Genomic DNA, 15,261 nt, shown 5'->3' on the forward strand with positions numbered 1-15,261 from the left:
AGCAAGGCTGCCCTGCGCTCTCTTGTGACGGACCACAAGAGAGAAGAAGCAAACAAGTGGACTTTGCCAGCTACCGGCAGCTCTTGGCGCTTGCGCCGGTGCGGAGGCTGCTCCTGATCGCCATGATTGCGCGGATCCCCCATGCGGCGGCCGGCGTGCTGCTCACGCTCCATGTCGTGGCCACGCTGCACCTGAGCTATGCGGCGGCGGGATCCGTGGCAGCAGCCATCACCGTCGGGATGGCCCTCGGCGCCCCGTGGCGCGGGCGCCAGGTGGACATTCTGGGCCTGCGCCGCGCCCTCATACCTTCCGTCATCGCCGAAGTGGCGGTGTGGTCCGTGGCGCCCTTCCTGAACTACCAGCTGCTGGTGGTGGCCGCCGTCATCGGCGGACTGTTTGCCGTGCCCATTTTCTCCGTCGTCCGGCAGGCCCTGGGCGTCATGGTGCCGGCCGGACAACGCCGCACCGCCTACGCTCTTGACTCGATGGGCGCGGAGATCACGTTCATGGTGGGGCCGGCGGCCGGCGTCGTCCTGGCCACCACCCTCCACACCGCGGCGGGCCTGGTCATCATTGGCGTTGCCTCCGCGCTTGCGGGCCTGCTGCTGATGTGGACCAACCCGCCCACGCGCTCGGGCCAACGGGGCGCCTGGGCGGAACCCGTCGAAGCGGCCGGGGCGCCGGCGCCCGGCAGGTTCGAGGCTGCCGTCGGGGCTCTTGATCCGCCTGCCGGCAGGCTGGGACGCGCGTGGGGCAGCACGCGCAGCAACCTGGCCTGGGTGAACCTGGCGGTGCTGGCCGTTTTGGGAGCTTCGCTGGGGGCCGGACTGGTGCTCTCCGGGACCGATGTCGGCATGGTGGCCGTGCTGCGTGCCAGCGAGCAGGTGGGCGAGCTGGGGATCGTCTTCTTCTTCTGGTGCGGGGCCTCCCTCGTGGGCGGGCTGGTCTACGGCTCGCTCAGGCGGTCCATCAACCCGCTGTGGCTGCTCGGCGCCATGGCCCTGTTGACCATTCCCATGGGCTTTGCCACCAACGCGTGGACGCTGGGGCTGCTCTCCATACTGCCCGGGCTGCTCTGCGCCCCGGTACTGACGTCCAGCGCCGAACACATTGCCGACCTCGTCGAGGAGCGCCGGCGCGGCGAGGCCATGGGCTGGTACGGCTCATCCATGACCCTGGGCAGCGCCATGGGTGCACCGTTCGCCGGGGCCATGATCGACGAGGTGGGACCCTGGGCAGGATTTGTCATCATCGGCATCGTCGCCGGCATCCTCGCCGTCGCGGGCCTGGCCGTCCAACGCAGCCGGCGGCGGAAGGCCGCGGGGGCGCCTGCCGGTCGCGGGGAGGACGGCACCATCCCCGGCGCGCCGGGGTCCGCTGTTGACGGGCTGCTGGGCGAACCCGACGCCGTCTGAGCCTGCGGCATAAACAAAGTGTGGCGCAGTGGTTGCTGGAATTCCACAAAATTCCAGCAACCACCGCGCCACGGATCCCACCTTGGGTGGATTTGGGTCAGTTGACGGCTCCGGTGAACTTTTCGCCCGGGCCCTTGCCCGGCGCGTCCGGGAATTCCGAGGCCTCGCGGAATGCAAGCTGCAGCGAACGCAGGCCGTCACGCAACGGTCCGGCATGCTGGCTGCCAATCTCCGGGGCCGCTGCCGTCACGAAACCGGCGAGGGCGGTAATCAGCTTGCGTGCCTCGTCCAGGTCCTTCAGGTCCTCGGCGTCGGGTCCGGCTGCCAGGCCGCACTTGACAGCCGCTGCGCTCATGAGGTGGACGGCAGCCGTGGTGATGACTTCGACGGCCGGGACTTCGGCGATGTCGCGCACCACGGACGCCGCTTCGGCGTCGCCGAGGGACTCCTCGGGTGCGAAGCTGTTGCGGTGGCTGGTGTCCGAATTATTGTCTGGGGTGCTCATACTGCTAAGCTTGTCATAGACCGACTGGGTGCTGTTACTTCTGCGGGCCAAAACCCCGCGAGGAAAGAGCGCATCCAGTTTGCAAGTGGAGTCCTCTCCCACCTTTCGACCCAGCAATGGCGTTGTCTGGTTCCGGTTGGCGCCTGCATTCGTGTTGGCTGGCCGCGGCCCCGCTGGGGGCGGCGGAACCAATCCCCGAGGCCTCCGATTGCATCAGCAATGGGAGGCCTTCTTCTTTTGCCGATGGCACCCACATTTCTTTGAATCAACAGGAGTTACACATTAGCGAGCCACGCATCAATGATCGTATCCGCGTCCCCGAGGTGCGGTTGGTGGGGCCGGCAGGCGAACAGGTTGGAATCGTCCGCATTGAGGACGCCCTCCGATTGGCTGCCGAGTCGGACTTGGATCTGGTTGAGGTAGCACCGACGGCGAAGCCGCCGGTGTGCAAACTGATGGACTTCGGTAAGTACAAGTACGAGGCCGCCGTCAAGGCGCGTGAAGCCAGGAAGAACCAGACGAACACCGTTCTGAAGGAAATCCGCTTCCGTCTCAAGATCGACAAGCACGACTACGAGACCAAGCGCGGCCACGCGCTGCGCTTCCTCGGCACCGGTGACAAGGTCAAGGCCATGATCCAGTTCCGCGGCCGCGAGCAGCAGCGTCCGGACATGGGCATCCGCCTGCTCCAGAAGTTTGCGGAGGACGTGGCCGAGGTCGGCGTGGTCGAGTCAAGCCCCCGCATTGACGGGCGCAACATGGTCATGGTGATCGGACCCTTGAAGAACAAGGCCGAGGCCAAGGCCGAGGCCCGGCGCCAGCAGCAGCGCGCCGAGGCGAAGGCCCAAAACGAGGCCGTTGCCAATGGCACCGCCCGCGTTGACGTGGACCGGGACAACAAGGCGCCGATGACGCAATCCCTGGCTGACCTCCTGCCCGAGGGCCTGCACCTGGACGAAGGCACCGCCGAGGCAGTGGACGCGGCTCCCTCCACGGGCCACGAGGCACCCGCGGCCAGCGCCGCTGCCGCCCCGGAGACGCCCGCCGAAACCGCCACCCCGGAGGCACCTGCCGCCAAGGCTCCCGAGGCCGAGGCAGCCGTGGCCAAGGCCCCCGAGGCCAAGGCGCCCGCCGTGCCACGGTCTGCAGCCAAGGCCCCCGTTGCCAAGGCACCTGCCGCTGCGCGTCCGGCTGCCACGGCGGCACCTGCCGCTGCGCGTCCTGCCGCCACGGCGGCACCTGCCGCTGCGCGTCCTGCCGCAACACCAGCAGCCGCGCCGAAGCCAGTGACGGCCAAGCCGATCCCCATGCCCAAGCCCATGGCGAAGCCGGTTGCCAAGCCCGCGGCCAAGCCCGCTGCAAAGGCGGCAGGCAAGCCGGCGGCCAAGGCTGCACCTGCAAAGCGTGCGGCCGACACCAAAGACTCAGCCGAATAGGGCCAACACCCTCTTTGGCGGTGAATACACACCCCACACAGTGACCGAACCGGTCGCTGCAAAAGAACCACGGGCAGCGCCGGTGGATACGTAAGGAGACAGGTCCTCATGCCTAAAATGAAGACACACAGTGGTGCAAAGAAGCGATTCAAGCTCACTGGCACGGGCAAGCTGCGCCGCCAGCGCGCCAACCGCCGCCACTACCTGGAGCACAAGCCCTCCAGCCTGAAGCGCCGCCTCAAGGGCGACCTCACGGTTGCCAAGGCCGATGTCCGCAACATCAAAAAGATGCTCGGCATCTAATTTCGCAAGTCAATCGGTGAAGGGCCCGTAGCGGGTCCGACACCATTGAAATCAACGCCTTCCCCGGCACGATTGGCTTGGGATGCAAAAACTTGAAGGAGTACGCACGTGGCACGTGTGAAGCGGGCGGTAAACGCCCACAAAAAGCGTCGGGTTGTTCTTGAGCGCGCAAAGGGTTACCGCGGACAGCGTTCGCGCCTGTACCGCAAGGCCAAGGAGCAGCTGCTGCACTCGTTTGTGTACAGCTATGGCGACCGCCGCAAGCGCAAGGGTGACTTCCGGCGCCTCTGGATCCAGCGCATCAACGCTGCCTCCCGCGCCAACGGCCTGACCTACAACCGCCTGATCCAGGGCCTGAAGGCCGCCGAGATCGAGGTTGACCGCCGCATGCTGGCCGACCTGGCCGTGAACGACGCCGGTGCCTTCGCCGCACTGGTCAAGCTCGCCAAGGCCGCGCTGCCCGCAGACACGTCTGCCGCAGCCGCCAAGTAGCACTAATTGACGCGGAACCCAGCGTTCCGTATTCATGCGGGCGGACTGCTAAAGTCCTAACCATGGATGAACCCGGGCGCCCGTCAGCTGATGCAATGACCAATCCTCGAGCAGATCGGGTGAGGGAAGTTGCGAAGCTGGCAGGGCGCTCGGGCCGTTTAAAGCGCCGGCAGTTTTTCGTCGAAGGCCCGCAGGGCGTCCGTGAGGCGCTGCAGGCGCACCGCGACTGTTTGGACGCGGGCGGCAGCCCCGTGGTCGAGGCCGTGTATGCCACAGTGGAGTGCCTCAAGCGCCACGACGAGCTGCTGGAACTGGTCCACCATCCCGGCTCGCGGCTGCAGGTCCGCATTGCCAGCGACATGGTGCTCTCGGCCATGACGGACACTGTCACGCCGCAGGGCATCGTGGCTGTGTGCAACTTTGTGGACGTGCCGCTGGCGGAAGTGCTGGCGGCCAGGCCCAAGCTCATCGCCACGCTGTGCCGCGTACAGGACCCCGGAAATGCCGGGACGGTCCTCCGTGCCGCCGACGCGGCAGGCGCGGACGCCGTCATCTTCACCAGCTCCAGCGTGGACATCTACAACCCCAAGGCTGTGCGGTCCACGGCTGGTTCACTGTTCCACCTGCCCGTGGTGCGCGGTGTCGAGCTGGCGGATGTGGTGGCTGCCGCCAGGGAGGCCGGCATTGGCATCCTGGCCGCGGACGGCTATGGGCTGCTCAACCTTGACCTGCTTCAGGACGAAAGCGCCGCCAGGGCGTTTGAGCAGCAGATCCCCGACGCCCAATACGCCTTGGAGGACCCCACCCTGTGGCTGTTCGGCAACGAGGCGCAGGGCCTGGCGGGGGAGGAGAAGGCGCTGGCGGACCACCGTGTCGCGGTCCCCGTCTACGGCCGGGCGGAGTCCCTTAACCTGGGAACTGCAGCCACGGTGTGCCTGTACGCCAGTGCCCGGGCCCAGCGCCGCGCGGAGTGAATCCGCGCCGCCGCAACCCAGTACACTATGAATCCGGGGCTGTGCTGTCCCATCCATTAGTGAGGGGATCCGATCGTGGCTCATGGGGGCGGGAACAAGGCAATTATCGCCGCGCTGGCGGCAAACCTGTCCATTGCGGTACTTAAGTTCCTGGCCTACCTGCTGACGCTTTCATCGTCCATGCTGGCCGAATCGATCCACTCCCTCGCGGATTCAGGCAACCAGCTGCTGCTGCTGGTCGGCGGCAGGCGGGCGAAGCGGCAGGCCAGCCCCGAGCATCCCTTCGGCTACGGCCGCGAACGCTATGTCTACGCCTTCCTGGTCTCCATCATCCTGTTCAGTGTGGGCGGGGTCTTTGCGCTGTATGAGGCGTATTCAAAATGGCAGCACCCCCACGGCATGGATCCTCGATGGGCGTGGGTTCCCCTGGTGGTGCTCATCGGATCGATCCTGCTGGAAGGCAATTCCTTCCGCACGGCCATCAAGGAATCCAACCGCACCCGCGGATCCAAGACCTGGGGGCAGTTCATCCGGACGGCCAAGGCGCCCGAACTGCCGGTGGTTCTGCTGGAGGACGCTGCAGCCCTGCTCGGTCTGCTGTTTGCCTTGTTTGGCGTCACCCTGACAATCGTCACCGGCAACGGGCACTGGGATGCGGTGGGAACCGGCCTGATCGGCGTCCTGCTGGTGGCCGTGGCCGTGGTGCTGGCGTTGGAAACCAAGTCCCTCCTGTTGGGGGAATCGGCCACCGAGGAGGACATCCGGGCCATCGAGGCCGCGCTGGTGGGCCCGGGCGTGAGCGGCATCATCCACCTCAAGACACTGCACCTCGGGCCGGAGGAGCTCCTGGTGGCGGCCAAGATTGCCGTGGAGGAAGCGGGGACCGGTGTCCAGATTGCGCAGGCAATCGACGCCGCTGAAAAGCGCGTGCGCAGCTCGGTGCCCATCGCCACTGTCATTTACCTGGAGCCGGACATTTATTCGGCCGCCAAGGAAAGCCAGCCCTAGCCGTCCACCCGTGCCGTTGCGCCTACGGGCACGACGGCGGCCGGCCGGCCGCGTCTGTCGAGCCGGCCGCTGACCAGGGCGATGCCGAGGCCCATTACGGCCAGGACGGCGCCCACCAGTGCGGGGGCGGTGAAGCCCCAGCCCCAGGAAATGACGAGACCGCCGGCGAAGGCGCCGAGCGCGTTGGCCATGTTCAGGGCGGAATGGTTCAGCGAGGACGCCAGCGTGGGGGCGCCGGGGGACACGTCCAGCAGGCGGGTCTGAAGCGACGGGACCAGCATGGACCCGGACGCCCCAATGACGAAGATCATGACCAGCGCCAGCCACTGGATGTGGACCGTGAACGCATAGGTGACCAGCATGAGGGCGATGAAGCCCATCACGATGTAGATGCTGCCCAGCACGGACCAGTCCGCCAGTTTCCCGCCGGCAAAGCTGCCGGCCACCATGCCCAGGCCGTAGAGGCCGACGATGACGGGCAGGAAGTCCGCCGGGAACCCGGCGACGTCCGTCATGGTGTTGGCAACATAGGTGTAGACAGCAAAGAATCCGCCGAAGCCCACGACGCCCACGAGCAGCGTCAGCCAGACCTGGCCGCGCCGCAGGGCGCCAAGCTCCCGACGCAGGCTGGCGTCCGGGTGGGCCTTCTGAAACGGGATGACCACGGCGATGAACGCGATGGTCACGAGCCCGATGAAGGCAACGAAGACAAACATCAGCCGCCAGCCGAACTGCTGGCCCACCATCGTGGCCAGCGGAACGCCCACAACGTTGGCCACGGCCAGGCCCATCATGACCATGGCGATGGCCCGGCCCCGCTTGGTGGGCACCACCAGGGAGGCGGCGAGCACGGCGGCGACCCCGAAGTACGCGCCGTGCGGCAGGCCGGCCACGAAGCGGGTGGCCATCAGCGTCGGGTAGTCCTGGGCAAAGAACGATGACAGGTTGCCCAGGGTGAACAGGCCCATCAGCGCCAGCGCAAGGGTCTTGCGCCGCCACTTGGCGCTGACGGCCACCAGCAGCGGGGCCCCGACCACGACGCCGAGGGCGTAGGCGGAGATGACGTGCCCGGCCTCGGGCACGGACACCCCCACGCCTGCGGCCACGTTGGGCAGCAGGCCCATCATGGCAAATTCGGTGGTGCCGATCCCGAATCCGCCCATGGCCAGGGCGAAGATGGCCCAGGCGGCGGCATTCGGCGAGGCAGGCTTGGTCTCGGACAGGAAGTTGGCAGTGGTCATGGGGCAGTCTCCCAAGGGACGTTATCGCCCCGGCCGACGAGGCGCAGGTGCGGGCGGCGTGATGGGGCCGCAACGGTGAATGGACCAGACGGCGCTGTCCGCATCCAGTCTAGTTGTGGCTATGCTGTCCGGGTGACCTCATCGAAACAAATTGTGGGCGGAGCCCTTGTCGATTCCCTTGCCCGGCCCACGCGCCTGCTGGCTGCCCGGCGCACCGCACCGCCGGAGTTCGCCGGACTGTGGGAATTCCCCGGTGGCAAGGTTGAGCCCGGGGAAGGCGCCGAGGAGGCGCTGCACCGCGAACTCGCCGAGGAGCTTGGCGTCACGGTCCGCCTCGGAGCCGAACTTGACGGTCCGACGCCGGAGGGCTGGCCCCTCGCCTCCACCGCGGCGATGCGCGTATGGCTGGCGCAGGTGACGGACGGTTCGCCGGAACCACTGGAGGACCACGACGAGCTGCGCTGGGTGGCCCTGGACGGCGGGGAGGCGCTGGGGCTGGCCTGGATTCCCGCGGACCTGCCCATTGTGCAGGCCCTGCTGGAGCTGAACATGCCTGCGAGCTGAACACGCCTGGTTGAGGTGTTGAATATCCCACCCCCTGTGCCAGACTGGGGGCTAGCCAAAAAGCGCAAGGAGGTTGTGCAGTGACATCGTCCGAGAACCACAACGAATCAGCCCCGGCCGAGGCCGGCAGGGCCAGCGAAGAAATGAAGGAAAAGTTTCGCCAGGCCCTGGAGAACAAGAAGAACCAGCACCACGGGAGCGTGGAGGCCGCGAACGGCGCCAAGATCAACGCCCAGCACGGGGCCGCGCAGCACAAGCGGGAATTTCGCCGCAAGAGCGGATAGCCGCAGCGGGAAAAGCCGGCGCCGCGAACACGGGCCTGGAATGCCGGCCTAGAACAGTGTTGGCGCAAGCTCGGCGAGGGCAGGGGCACGCATGGCGGCCCCTGCCCTTTGCCGCGCCCCGGGCCCTCCCGTCCCGGCCGGGCCCGCGGCGCCCGGCGTCCGGTGGCCGGTCCCGGCGTCGGGCAGGCTCCCGGCGGGGTAGCGTGCCTCTTCCTGGCGGGGGTCATGGATGAAGCCGGCCTGGCCGGCAAAGCCGTGGCGCCGCTTGGCAGCGTTGACGCGGGCCGCCAGCCACTGCCGGTAATCCTTGGGCGCATAGGCGCCCTGGCCGTAGAGCCGCTGGTAGCGGCCCACCAGGGCGGGATGCTCGCGTGCCAGCCATTGCATGAACCATTCCCGGGTACCGGGGCGAAGGTACAGCGCGCCGGCGCTGACGCCGGTGGCTCCGGCGCTGGCCAGGGCGGCAAACAAGGCGTCAAGGGATTCCTCGGAGTCCGTCAGCCACGGCAGGATGGGCATCGACATGACCCCGCACGGCAGCCCGGCGTCGCGCAGCTTGCCGATCAGCGCCAGCCGGGCCTTTGGTGACGGCGTGCCGGGCTCGACGGCATCAGCGAGCTTTTCGTCAAGGAGGGCCAGCGAGATGCCCATGCCCACGCTGACGTCACGGGCGGCTTCCCGCAGCAGCGGGATGTCCCGCGCGAGGAGCGTCCCCTTGGTCAGGATGGAAAACGGCGTGCCGGATTCGGCCAGTGCCGTGATGATGCCCGGCATGAGCCCGTAGCGGCCCTCGGCACGCTGGTAGGGGTCGGTGTTGGTGCCGAGCGCCACGTGCGGGTGCTGCCACGACGGCTTGTTCAGTTCCCTGCGCAGCACCTCGGCCACATTGACCTTGACCACCACCTGCGAATCAAAGTCCACCCCCGCGTCAAGGTCCAGATACGTGTGGGACTTGCGGGCAAAGCAGTAAACGCACGCGTGGGAGCATCCACGGTAGGGGTTGACGGTCCACTCAAAGGGCATGGACGACGTGGCCGGCACCCTGTTCAGCGCGCTCTTGGCAAGCACCTCGTGGAAGGTGATGCCGGCGAACTCCGGAGTCCGCACGCTCTTGACCAGGCCGGCCAGGGGGAGCAGGGGCAGGGCGGCGCCGGCGCCACTTCCGGAGTCGGCAGCGTCCGGAGCGGGGAACAGGGCCTGGCCGGGCTGCCCGTTGAGTTGCTGCGCGTTCCACCTCATGCAATTCATTCGAACATACTTTCTATAATGCGTCAATGGCCCACGCCACGCCTGCCCAGTGGGCCGTGTTACCGACGGGTATCCGTATGGCGCGGATCACACCGCGGAGGGCTAGGCTGTGAGCACGAGGCACCGAGGCCTCCCTTTCCGTTCAAGGAGCCGTCATGACCAACCTGGCCACGATCGTGGGCATGTCCGCGCAAAGAAACCCGGCAGGCACCGCCATCAAGATGGACGCCATTGAAATCTCCTTCGGTGCGCTGGAGGTCCTCAGCGCGAAGGTCGCCGCCCTGCTGGCCGAACGCGGCGTGGCGCCGGGTGACCGGGTGGCGTTGATTTCGCCCAACCTCCCCCAGATGCCGCCCATCTACTACGGGATCCTGCGGTACGGGGCCATCGTGGTGCCCCTGAACCCGCTGCTGAAGGCCCGCGAGGTGGCTTACCACCTCAAGGACTCCGGCGCCGTCTTGGCCTTCGCCTGGGAGGGCGTCATGGGCGAGGTGGCGCCGGCGGCCGAGGAAACGGGAACCGCCGTCATTCCCATCGATGCGAACTTCATGGCCCTGCTGGCCCCGCTTGAGCCCCTCACCGAGGTGGCCGCGGCGGAGAAGGGGGACACCGCCGTCATCCTGTACACCTCGGGGACCACGGGCAAGCCCAAGGGGGCCGAGCTGACGCATGAAAACCTGCGCAGCAACGCGGAAGTCTCCGTCAGCCTCTTCAGCAGCCGCGACGGGGACGTGATCTTTGGCGGGCTTCCCTTCTTCCACATCTTTGGCCAGACCTGCGCCCTGAACTCCGCCGTGCTGGCAGGAGCCACCGTGACCATCCTGCCCAAGTTCGACCCCGTCAAGGCCCTGGACATCATCCAGCGGGACAAGGTCACCATCTTCGAGGGCGTCCCCACCATGTACATTGCGCTCCTGCGCACGCCCGGGCGCGAGAAGTACGACCTCTCCAGCCTGCGCCTGGCCGCGTCGGGCGGCTCGCCCCTGCCGCTGGAGATCCTGCACGAGTTTGAAAGCACGTTTGGCGCCACCATGCTCGAAGGCTACGGACTCTCCGAGACATCCCCGGTGGTCACCTTCAACCAGATGGACGGCATCCGCAAGCCGGGCTCCGTCGGCACAGCCGTGACCGGCGCCCAACTGCGGGTGGTCGATGACGCGGGGAACGACGTCGAACCCGGCGCGGTGGGGGAGATCGCCGTCGCGGGGCCCTATGTGATGAAGGGGTACTGGAACAATCCGGAGGCCACGGCGGCGGCCATTCCCGACGGCTGGTTCCGCACGGGGGACCTGGGCCGCCGGGACGGGGACGGCGTCTTCTTCATTGTGGACCGCAAGAAGGACATGATCCTGCGCGGCGGCTACAACGTCTACCCGCGGGAAGTCGAGGAGGTCCTGTATGAGCACCCGGCGGTGGCGGAAGCCGCCGTCGTCGGCCGCCCCGACGACGTCCACGGCGAGGAGGTCTACGCCGCGGTTGCGCTCAAGGCCGGGGCCGACGGCGCCGACGATCCCGAGGCGCTCGCCGCCAACATCAGGGACTTCGTCAAGGACCGGGTGGCCGCCTACAAGTTCCCGCGCCGGGTGATCATCATGGACACCCTGCCCAAGGGGCCCACGGGAAAAATCCTCAAGCGCGAGATCACCATCCCGGAGGCCTGATCACCGCGGGCGTCCGGCGGCGGCCGGGTACCTGTGGTGTCCGGCCGCCGGTGCGCGGGTGGTCCCTACAGCAGCTGCCAGGTGACTTCGACGGTGGCCGTGATGCTGCTTTGGCCCGCTTCCACCGGCAGGGCAACGGACGTGCTGTCGAACCGGGATGCGGCCCGGGCCATGGGGATCATCATGCCCCGGTCCTGCATCTCCGTGATGGCCGTGGGGGCGCCCAGGCTGCGCCCTGCCATCCCGGCGTAGAGCTCGGCCGCGCGCCGGGCGTCGGCCCAGGCCACAGCCCGCGCAGCATCCTGGGCTGCGGAAGGGTCGGAGACCGCCGGGGACAGGCCGTCGAGCCGCACGGCGTCGCCGCCGGCGTCGACCACGGCGGCGATGACGTCCGCCGCGGCGTCGTCGTAGCGGAGGACGACGTTAAGGCTGGTGGTGACAACGTAGCCGGTGACGACGCTGACCCTGCCCTCCTGCCATTGAGTATCGGCGTGGACGTTCAGTGCCTCGGTGCCCACCGCATCACGGGCCACGGACAGTCCGGCCAGGCGCTGTTGGACCGCGGTGACGGCGCCGGCCGCCGCGGCGTAGGCTTCCTTGACGTTGTTGCGCCGGGCTTCGATGCCGATGTGGATGTGGAAGCAGTCGGGCTCGGCGTTGACGGCACCACGCCCGGTGACGGTGATGGTGTTGGCATGGCCTGCGGCGCTGGTGGTTTCATTCATGTGGCTGCCCTCCGCGGTGATGGTCGACGGCGGCCGCCCCGCCTGCCGTTGTTGCCAAGCTACGTCCGGTGCGTGAGGTTGCGCAAGGCGGGCCGCCGGACGATGGTGGGCAGTTCCCGGTAGCCCCCGGCGGCCAGCCCCGCGTTGCGTTCGAAGAAGTTCCGGCTGCCCGGATCCCCGGTGTGCCACCAGGAATAGGCCGCACAGGCTGCATAAAGCGGCAGGAACGGCAGCCCCAGGCACCAGGCGTACTGCGTGGCATGGCCGGCTTCATGCCCCAGCAGCTCCGGGCGCGAGTCGATGAATGCCCGGTCCGCGCGGTAAAAGATCACGTTCCCCACGGTGAAGGCGCCGGCCAGCGGCAGGGGCGGGCGGTAGCCGGTGCCCAGCAGCAGGCCGTCCGGGCCGCGTTCCACGGGCGTCCGGCTCCCGGCCGCCAGCAGCAGGCCGGCGGCCGTGGACAGGTTCAGGGCATTGGCCACCTGCCGGACCCGCAGGGCCGTCCTCACCGCTCAGCTGTCGTGGACGTTGGCGTGGCCGGGGGAAGGGTCTTGGGCTGCGGGGCCGGCTGCAGCACGGCCTTCAAGACTGTTGTCTCCGTAACGTGCAGCCGCGCCAGCAACTCCTTGGTTCCCGGTTGGGACTTCCGGCACGCCGTCAGCGGCCACTGCACGTGGATGGCCCTGCCCGCGGCGTCCACGAGCCAGACGTCCGGAATGATCTCCAGGCTTGCCTCGCACACCAGCTTGCCCACCGCCTTGTAGCTGGGTCCCCGGAAAGCCTTGACCAGGGGTGTCAGGTCCCCGGTGAGGCGCTTTTGGGTGATGGTCCGCCAGGTGCCCCGGGCGTCGGTGACGTTGCTGCCGAAGGCGGTGCACTCCACCGCCGAGACAGGCACAAAGCCCTCCGGAATGCCGCCCATGTCCTTGGCGGAAGGGTCGGCCAGGCCGTTGCCTTCATACCAATGGGCCGTGGTCATGCAGTCGGCGCCGGCCAGGATGCGCGCGGGCGGCGGCGTGACCGGCTCGACGGCGTCGGACGGCCTGACGTCGATGGACTTCGAGGATGTCACCGTCAGGGCCGCCAGGGCCTGCCGGACCCCGGGCTTGGTGAAACCGCAGGCGTCGTGCGGCCACTCGATGTGCACCGCCTTGCCCGTGGCATCCACCAGCCACAGGTCCGGGATTGTCTCGGCCATGGCGACGCAGGCGCCGCCATCCTGCCGCTCGCTTTGTTCCGCCAGGGCGGCAAGGAGGGGTCCGTAGTCCCCGGAGAGGTGTTGTTCCAAAATGGAGGCCCAGGCCGGCTCCGTACTGGCTTGCCGGAAGATGCGTTGTCCCGGCGAGCACTCAACGACGTCCACCGGCACGAAGCCCTGCGGCACGCTGCCCATCGTGGCCGCCACGCCAGGCGGCGCGGTCATGAGAGGTTCGTTCCAATACGACGTGGCCAGGCAGTCCGCCCTGCCCTGCGGGGCCGCTGGGGAGGGCGTGTAGTGCGTGACGCGGCCGGTGATGGCCGTGCACCCGCCCAGGCACAGGACCAGGACGGCCATAAGGGTCGCAGTGATGGCTGCCAGGGCCGGGCGGAGCCTGCCGGCCGCCGGAGCTGCCCCAATCATGGGGCCACCGGTATTTCCAGCTGCGTCGAGGAGGCGATCTTCAGCGCGGCCGGCGCCTTCGCTGTGGCGGGGTTGGGGCCGCTGCACACGTCCGGCGGCCGCATGACATGCATTGCCTTGCCTGATGAGCCCATGAGCCTCAGCCCGGGAATGCCCACCCGTTCCGAGGTGCACGACACGCCTTTCCGCCTGTCGTCCGGTTCGGACAATGCCGCCACCAAAGCGGCGTGGCCACCGCCCGGGTGCACCTCCCGGATGTCCGCATCCGGATTGACGGCGTGGCTGGACGTTGGGCTGGACGTTGGGATGGACGTTGGGCCGGGCTGCGGCTGGCACAGCACCACATCGACGGGCGTGAAGCCTGCGGGGACGGATCCCAGGAGGCTGCACCGCGCCAGGCCCCCCGCACCCAGGCCCCCCGCACCCAGGCCCAGCGCAAGGCAGGCCGGCAGCACACGCCGGGCGGCCGGCGTCGTACGCCTTGGCGGGAGGGGTACATGGGAGCCCATGCCCGCAAGCGTAACAACGGGTGCGCGGGAAGGGGATGGCAAACGGGTAAAGAGTCGGTACCGTTTGGGCAGCGGAGAGGTCCCGGGGGCAATTCAAATACCGCGAAGGCCGTCCTCTAGACTAAGAACGGCGGCCCGAGCAATGCCGCCGCTTACTCGCACACGAGCTTAGGTAAGAACTGTAGATGTCTGACACGCCCCAGAAGACGGCCGCCGCGCCGCACTCCTCAAACCCCGCCGCCCCGGACCCGCTCGATGAGGCGGCCGTTGGCGCCGCTGTGGAGCAGGCGCTCGCCGCCATTGCCGCCGCCGCCTCCCTGGACGAGCTCAAGGCCGCCCGCCTGGCGCACACCGGCGAGAAGTCGCCGCTGAGCCTGGCCAACCGGGAGATCGGCGGGCTGTCCAAGGAGTTCAAGGCCGCGGCCGGCAAGCTGCTCGGGGCCTCGCGCGGACGCGTTGCCAAGGCGCTCGCAGCCCGTTCCGGGGTGCTCGAGGCCGAGGACGCCGCCCGCATCCTGGTCGAGGAAACCGTGGACGTCACGGCCGCCCCGCGCCGCCGCCGCGCCGGCGCCCGCCACCCCCTGTCCACCCTGCAGGACCGCGTGTGCGACATCTTCGTGGGCATGGGCTGGGAAATTGCCGAAGGCCCGGAACTGGAGTCGGAGTGGTTCAACTTTGACGCCCTGAACTTCAAGCCGGACCATCCGGCCCGAGAAATGCAGGACACCTTCTTCGTCGAGCCGCCCGAGGCCCACCTGCTGCTGCGCACCCACACGTCCCCGGTGCAGGTCCGTTCGCTGCTGGAGCGCGAGCTGCCCGTGTACGTGTTGTGCCCGGGCAAGGTGTTCCGCACCGACGAGCTCGACGCCACGCACACGCCGGTGTTCCACCAGTTCGAGGGCCTGGCCATCGACAAGAAGCTCTCCATGGCGGACCTGCGCGGCACGCTCGAGCACTTTGCCCGGCAGATGTTCGGAGATGGCGCCAGCATCCGCCTGCGCCCCAACTTCTTCCCGTTCACCGAGCCCTCAGCCGAGCTGGACATCTGGCACCCTGGAGCCAAGGGCGGCCCTCGCTGGATCGAGTGGGGCGGCTGCGGCATGGTCAACCCGAACGTGCTCCGGGCCGCCGGCATCGATCCGGACGAATATTCAGGATTCGCCTTCGGCATGGGGATTGAGCGGACCCTGATGTTCCGCAACGAGGTCTCCGACATGCACGACATGATTGAGGGCGACATACGATTCAGCGAACACTTTGGGATGGAGATCTAAG

The 15,261-nt window shown here is 68.0% G+C and carries 17 protein-coding genes; 10 read left to right on the forward strand and 7 right to left on the reverse strand.

Annotation, left to right across the window (positions count from 1 at the left end; genetic code table 11):
- Positions 1–56: 56 nt before the first annotated feature.
- The gene (locus tag G6034_RS09945; RefSeq protein ID WP_176634947.1) at positions 57–1,415 is read left to right on the forward strand and encodes an MFS transporter; all 1,359 of its coding nucleotides are present in this window, start codon (positions 57–59) and stop codon (positions 1,413–1,415) included.
- A 97-nt stretch (positions 1,416–1,512) separates the two neighbouring features.
- On the opposite strand, the gene G6034_RS09950 is transcribed toward G6034_RS09945, so the two are convergent.
- Positions 1,513–1,920 (reverse strand): DUF1844 domain-containing protein, encoded by a 408-nt coding sequence (locus G6034_RS09950; protein WP_176634948.1) that lies wholly within the window; start codon positions 1,918–1,920, stop codon positions 1,513–1,515.
- A 332-nt stretch (positions 1,921–2,252) separates the two neighbouring features.
- Here G6034_RS09950 and infC point away from each other — a divergent pair, with 332 nt between their 5' ends.
- From infC to G6034_RS09975, 5 genes are all read left to right on the forward strand, one after another.
- Entirely contained in the window at positions 2,253–3,356 is a 1,104-nt protein-coding gene (gene infC, locus G6034_RS09955) for a translation initiation factor IF-3 (RefSeq protein WP_425485501.1), read from the forward strand.
- Between the two features lie 108 nt (positions 3,357–3,464).
- Entirely contained in the window at positions 3,465–3,659 is a 195-nt protein-coding gene (gene rpmI, locus G6034_RS09960) for a 50S ribosomal protein L35 (RefSeq protein ID WP_113717404.1), read from the forward strand.
- 108 nt (positions 3,660–3,767) lie between these two features.
- Entirely contained in the window at positions 3,768–4,151 is a 384-nt protein-coding gene (gene rplT, locus G6034_RS09965; protein WP_176634950.1) for a 50S ribosomal protein L20, read from the forward strand.
- 62 nt (positions 4,152–4,213) lie between these two features.
- Entirely contained in the window at positions 4,214–5,125 is a 912-nt protein-coding gene (locus G6034_RS09970; RefSeq protein ID WP_176634951.1) for a TrmH family RNA methyltransferase, read from the forward strand.
- A 75-nt stretch (positions 5,126–5,200) separates the two neighbouring features.
- Positions 5,201–6,133, forward strand: coding sequence for a cation diffusion facilitator family transporter (locus tag G6034_RS09975; RefSeq protein ID WP_176634952.1), 933 nt, complete (start codon positions 5,201–5,203; stop codon positions 6,131–6,133).
- Here G6034_RS09975 and G6034_RS09980 read toward each other — a convergent pair.
- Positions 6,130–7,374 carry an MFS transporter gene (locus G6034_RS09980; protein WP_176634953.1) on the reverse strand — a complete coding sequence of 415 codons (1,245 nt, stop codon included), beginning with the start codon at positions 7,372–7,374 and terminating at the stop codon, positions 6,130–6,132. The genes G6034_RS09975 and G6034_RS09980 overlap by 4 nt on opposite strands.
- Positions 7,375–7,506: 132 nt before the next feature.
- Between G6034_RS09980 and G6034_RS09985 the strand changes: the two genes are divergently transcribed.
- On the forward strand, positions 7,507–7,938 hold the full coding sequence (locus G6034_RS09985; protein WP_176634954.1) for an NUDIX domain-containing protein: 432 nt from the start codon (positions 7,507–7,509) through the stop codon (positions 7,936–7,938).
- Between the two features lie 80 nt (positions 7,939–8,018).
- Positions 8,019–8,222 carry a DUF5302 domain-containing protein gene (locus G6034_RS09990; RefSeq protein WP_343038009.1) on the forward strand — a complete coding sequence of 68 codons (204 nt, stop codon included), beginning with the start codon at positions 8,019–8,021 and terminating at the stop codon, positions 8,220–8,222.
- Between the two features lie 48 nt (positions 8,223–8,270).
- Here the strand turns inward: G6034_RS09990 and G6034_RS09995 are convergent, their stop codons facing one another.
- The gene (locus G6034_RS09995; RefSeq protein WP_176634955.1) at positions 8,271–9,461 is read right to left on the reverse strand and encodes an Rv2578c family radical SAM protein; all 1,191 of its coding nucleotides are present in this window, start codon (positions 9,459–9,461) and stop codon (positions 8,271–8,273) included.
- A 164-nt stretch (positions 9,462–9,625) separates the two neighbouring features.
- Between G6034_RS09995 and G6034_RS10000 the strand changes: the two genes are divergently transcribed.
- The gene (locus tag G6034_RS10000; RefSeq protein WP_176634956.1) at positions 9,626–11,131 is read left to right on the forward strand and encodes a long-chain-fatty-acid--CoA ligase; all 1,506 of its coding nucleotides are present in this window, start codon (positions 9,626–9,628) and stop codon (positions 11,129–11,131) included.
- Between the two features lie 65 nt (positions 11,132–11,196).
- On the opposite strand, the gene G6034_RS10005 is transcribed toward G6034_RS10000, so the two are convergent.
- The 4 genes from G6034_RS10005 to G6034_RS10020 are packed head-to-tail and all read right to left on the reverse strand — an operon-like array spanning position 11,197 to position 13,986.
- Entirely contained in the window at positions 11,197–11,856 is a 660-nt protein-coding gene (locus G6034_RS10005; protein ID WP_176634957.1) for an SIMPL domain-containing protein, read from the reverse strand.
- A 59-nt stretch (positions 11,857–11,915) separates the two neighbouring features.
- Complete coding sequence (locus tag G6034_RS10010; protein WP_176634958.1) at positions 11,916–12,365, reverse strand: hypothetical protein; 450 nt, start codon at positions 12,363–12,365, stop codon at positions 11,916–11,918.
- Positions 12,362–13,477, reverse strand: a complete 1,116-nt coding sequence (locus G6034_RS10015) for a hypothetical protein (RefSeq protein WP_176634959.1) — start codon at positions 13,475–13,477, stop codon at positions 12,362–12,364. Before G6034_RS10015 ends, G6034_RS10010 begins: the two co-directional genes overlap by 4 nt.
- Entirely contained in the window at positions 13,474–13,986 is a 513-nt protein-coding gene (locus G6034_RS10020; protein ID WP_176634960.1) for a hypothetical protein, read from the reverse strand. Before G6034_RS10020 ends, G6034_RS10015 begins: the two co-directional genes overlap by 4 nt.
- 185 nt (positions 13,987–14,171) lie before the next feature.
- Between G6034_RS10020 and pheS the strand changes: the two genes are divergently transcribed.
- Positions 14,172–15,260, forward strand: a complete 1,089-nt coding sequence (gene pheS, locus G6034_RS10025; protein WP_176634961.1) for a phenylalanine--tRNA ligase subunit alpha — start codon at positions 14,172–14,174, stop codon at positions 15,258–15,260.
- Position 15,261: the final 1 nt, after the last annotated feature.

Origin of the sequence: Arthrobacter wenxiniae, assembly GCF_013376105.1 — a bacterium.
GTDB classification, from domain to species: domain Bacteria; phylum Actinomycetota; class Actinomycetes; order Actinomycetales; family Micrococcaceae; genus Specibacter; species Specibacter wenxiniae.

Excerpts from the sequence above, each read along its gene's own strand:
- G6034_RS09950 (WP_176634948.1), bottom strand. The coding sequence starts at position 1,920 with ATGAGCACCCCAGACAATAATTCGGACACCAGCCACCGCAACAGCTTC.
- rpmI (WP_113717404.1), top strand. The coding sequence starts at position 3,465 with ATGCCTAAAATGAAGACACACAGTGGTGCAAAGAAGCGATTCAAGCTC.
- G6034_RS09970 (WP_176634951.1), top strand. The coding sequence starts at position 4,214 with ATGGATGAACCCGGGCGCCCGTCAGCTGATGCAATGACCAATCCTCGA.
- G6034_RS09980 (WP_176634953.1), bottom strand. The coding sequence starts at position 7,374 with ATGACCACTGCCAACTTCCTGTCCGAGACCAAGCCTGCCTCGCCGAAT.
- G6034_RS09995 (WP_176634955.1), bottom strand. The coding sequence starts at position 9,461 with ATGAGGTGGAACGCGCAGCAACTCAACGGGCAGCCCGGCCAGGCCCTG.
- G6034_RS10000 (WP_176634956.1), top strand. The coding sequence starts at position 9,626 with ATGACCAACCTGGCCACGATCGTGGGCATGTCCGCGCAAAGAAACCCG.
- G6034_RS10005 (WP_176634957.1), bottom strand. The coding sequence starts at position 11,856 with ATGAATGAAACCACCAGCGCCGCAGGCCATGCCAACACCATCACCGTC.
- G6034_RS10015 (WP_176634959.1), bottom strand. The coding sequence starts at position 13,477 with ATGATTGGGGCAGCTCCGGCGGCCGGCAGGCTCCGCCCGGCCCTGGCA.
- G6034_RS10020 (WP_176634960.1), bottom strand. The coding sequence starts at position 13,986 with ATGGGCTCCCATGTACCCCTCCCGCCAAGGCGTACGACGCCGGCCGCC.
- pheS (WP_176634961.1), top strand. The coding sequence starts at position 14,172 with ATGTCTGACACGCCCCAGAAGACGGCCGCCGCGCCGCACTCCTCAAAC.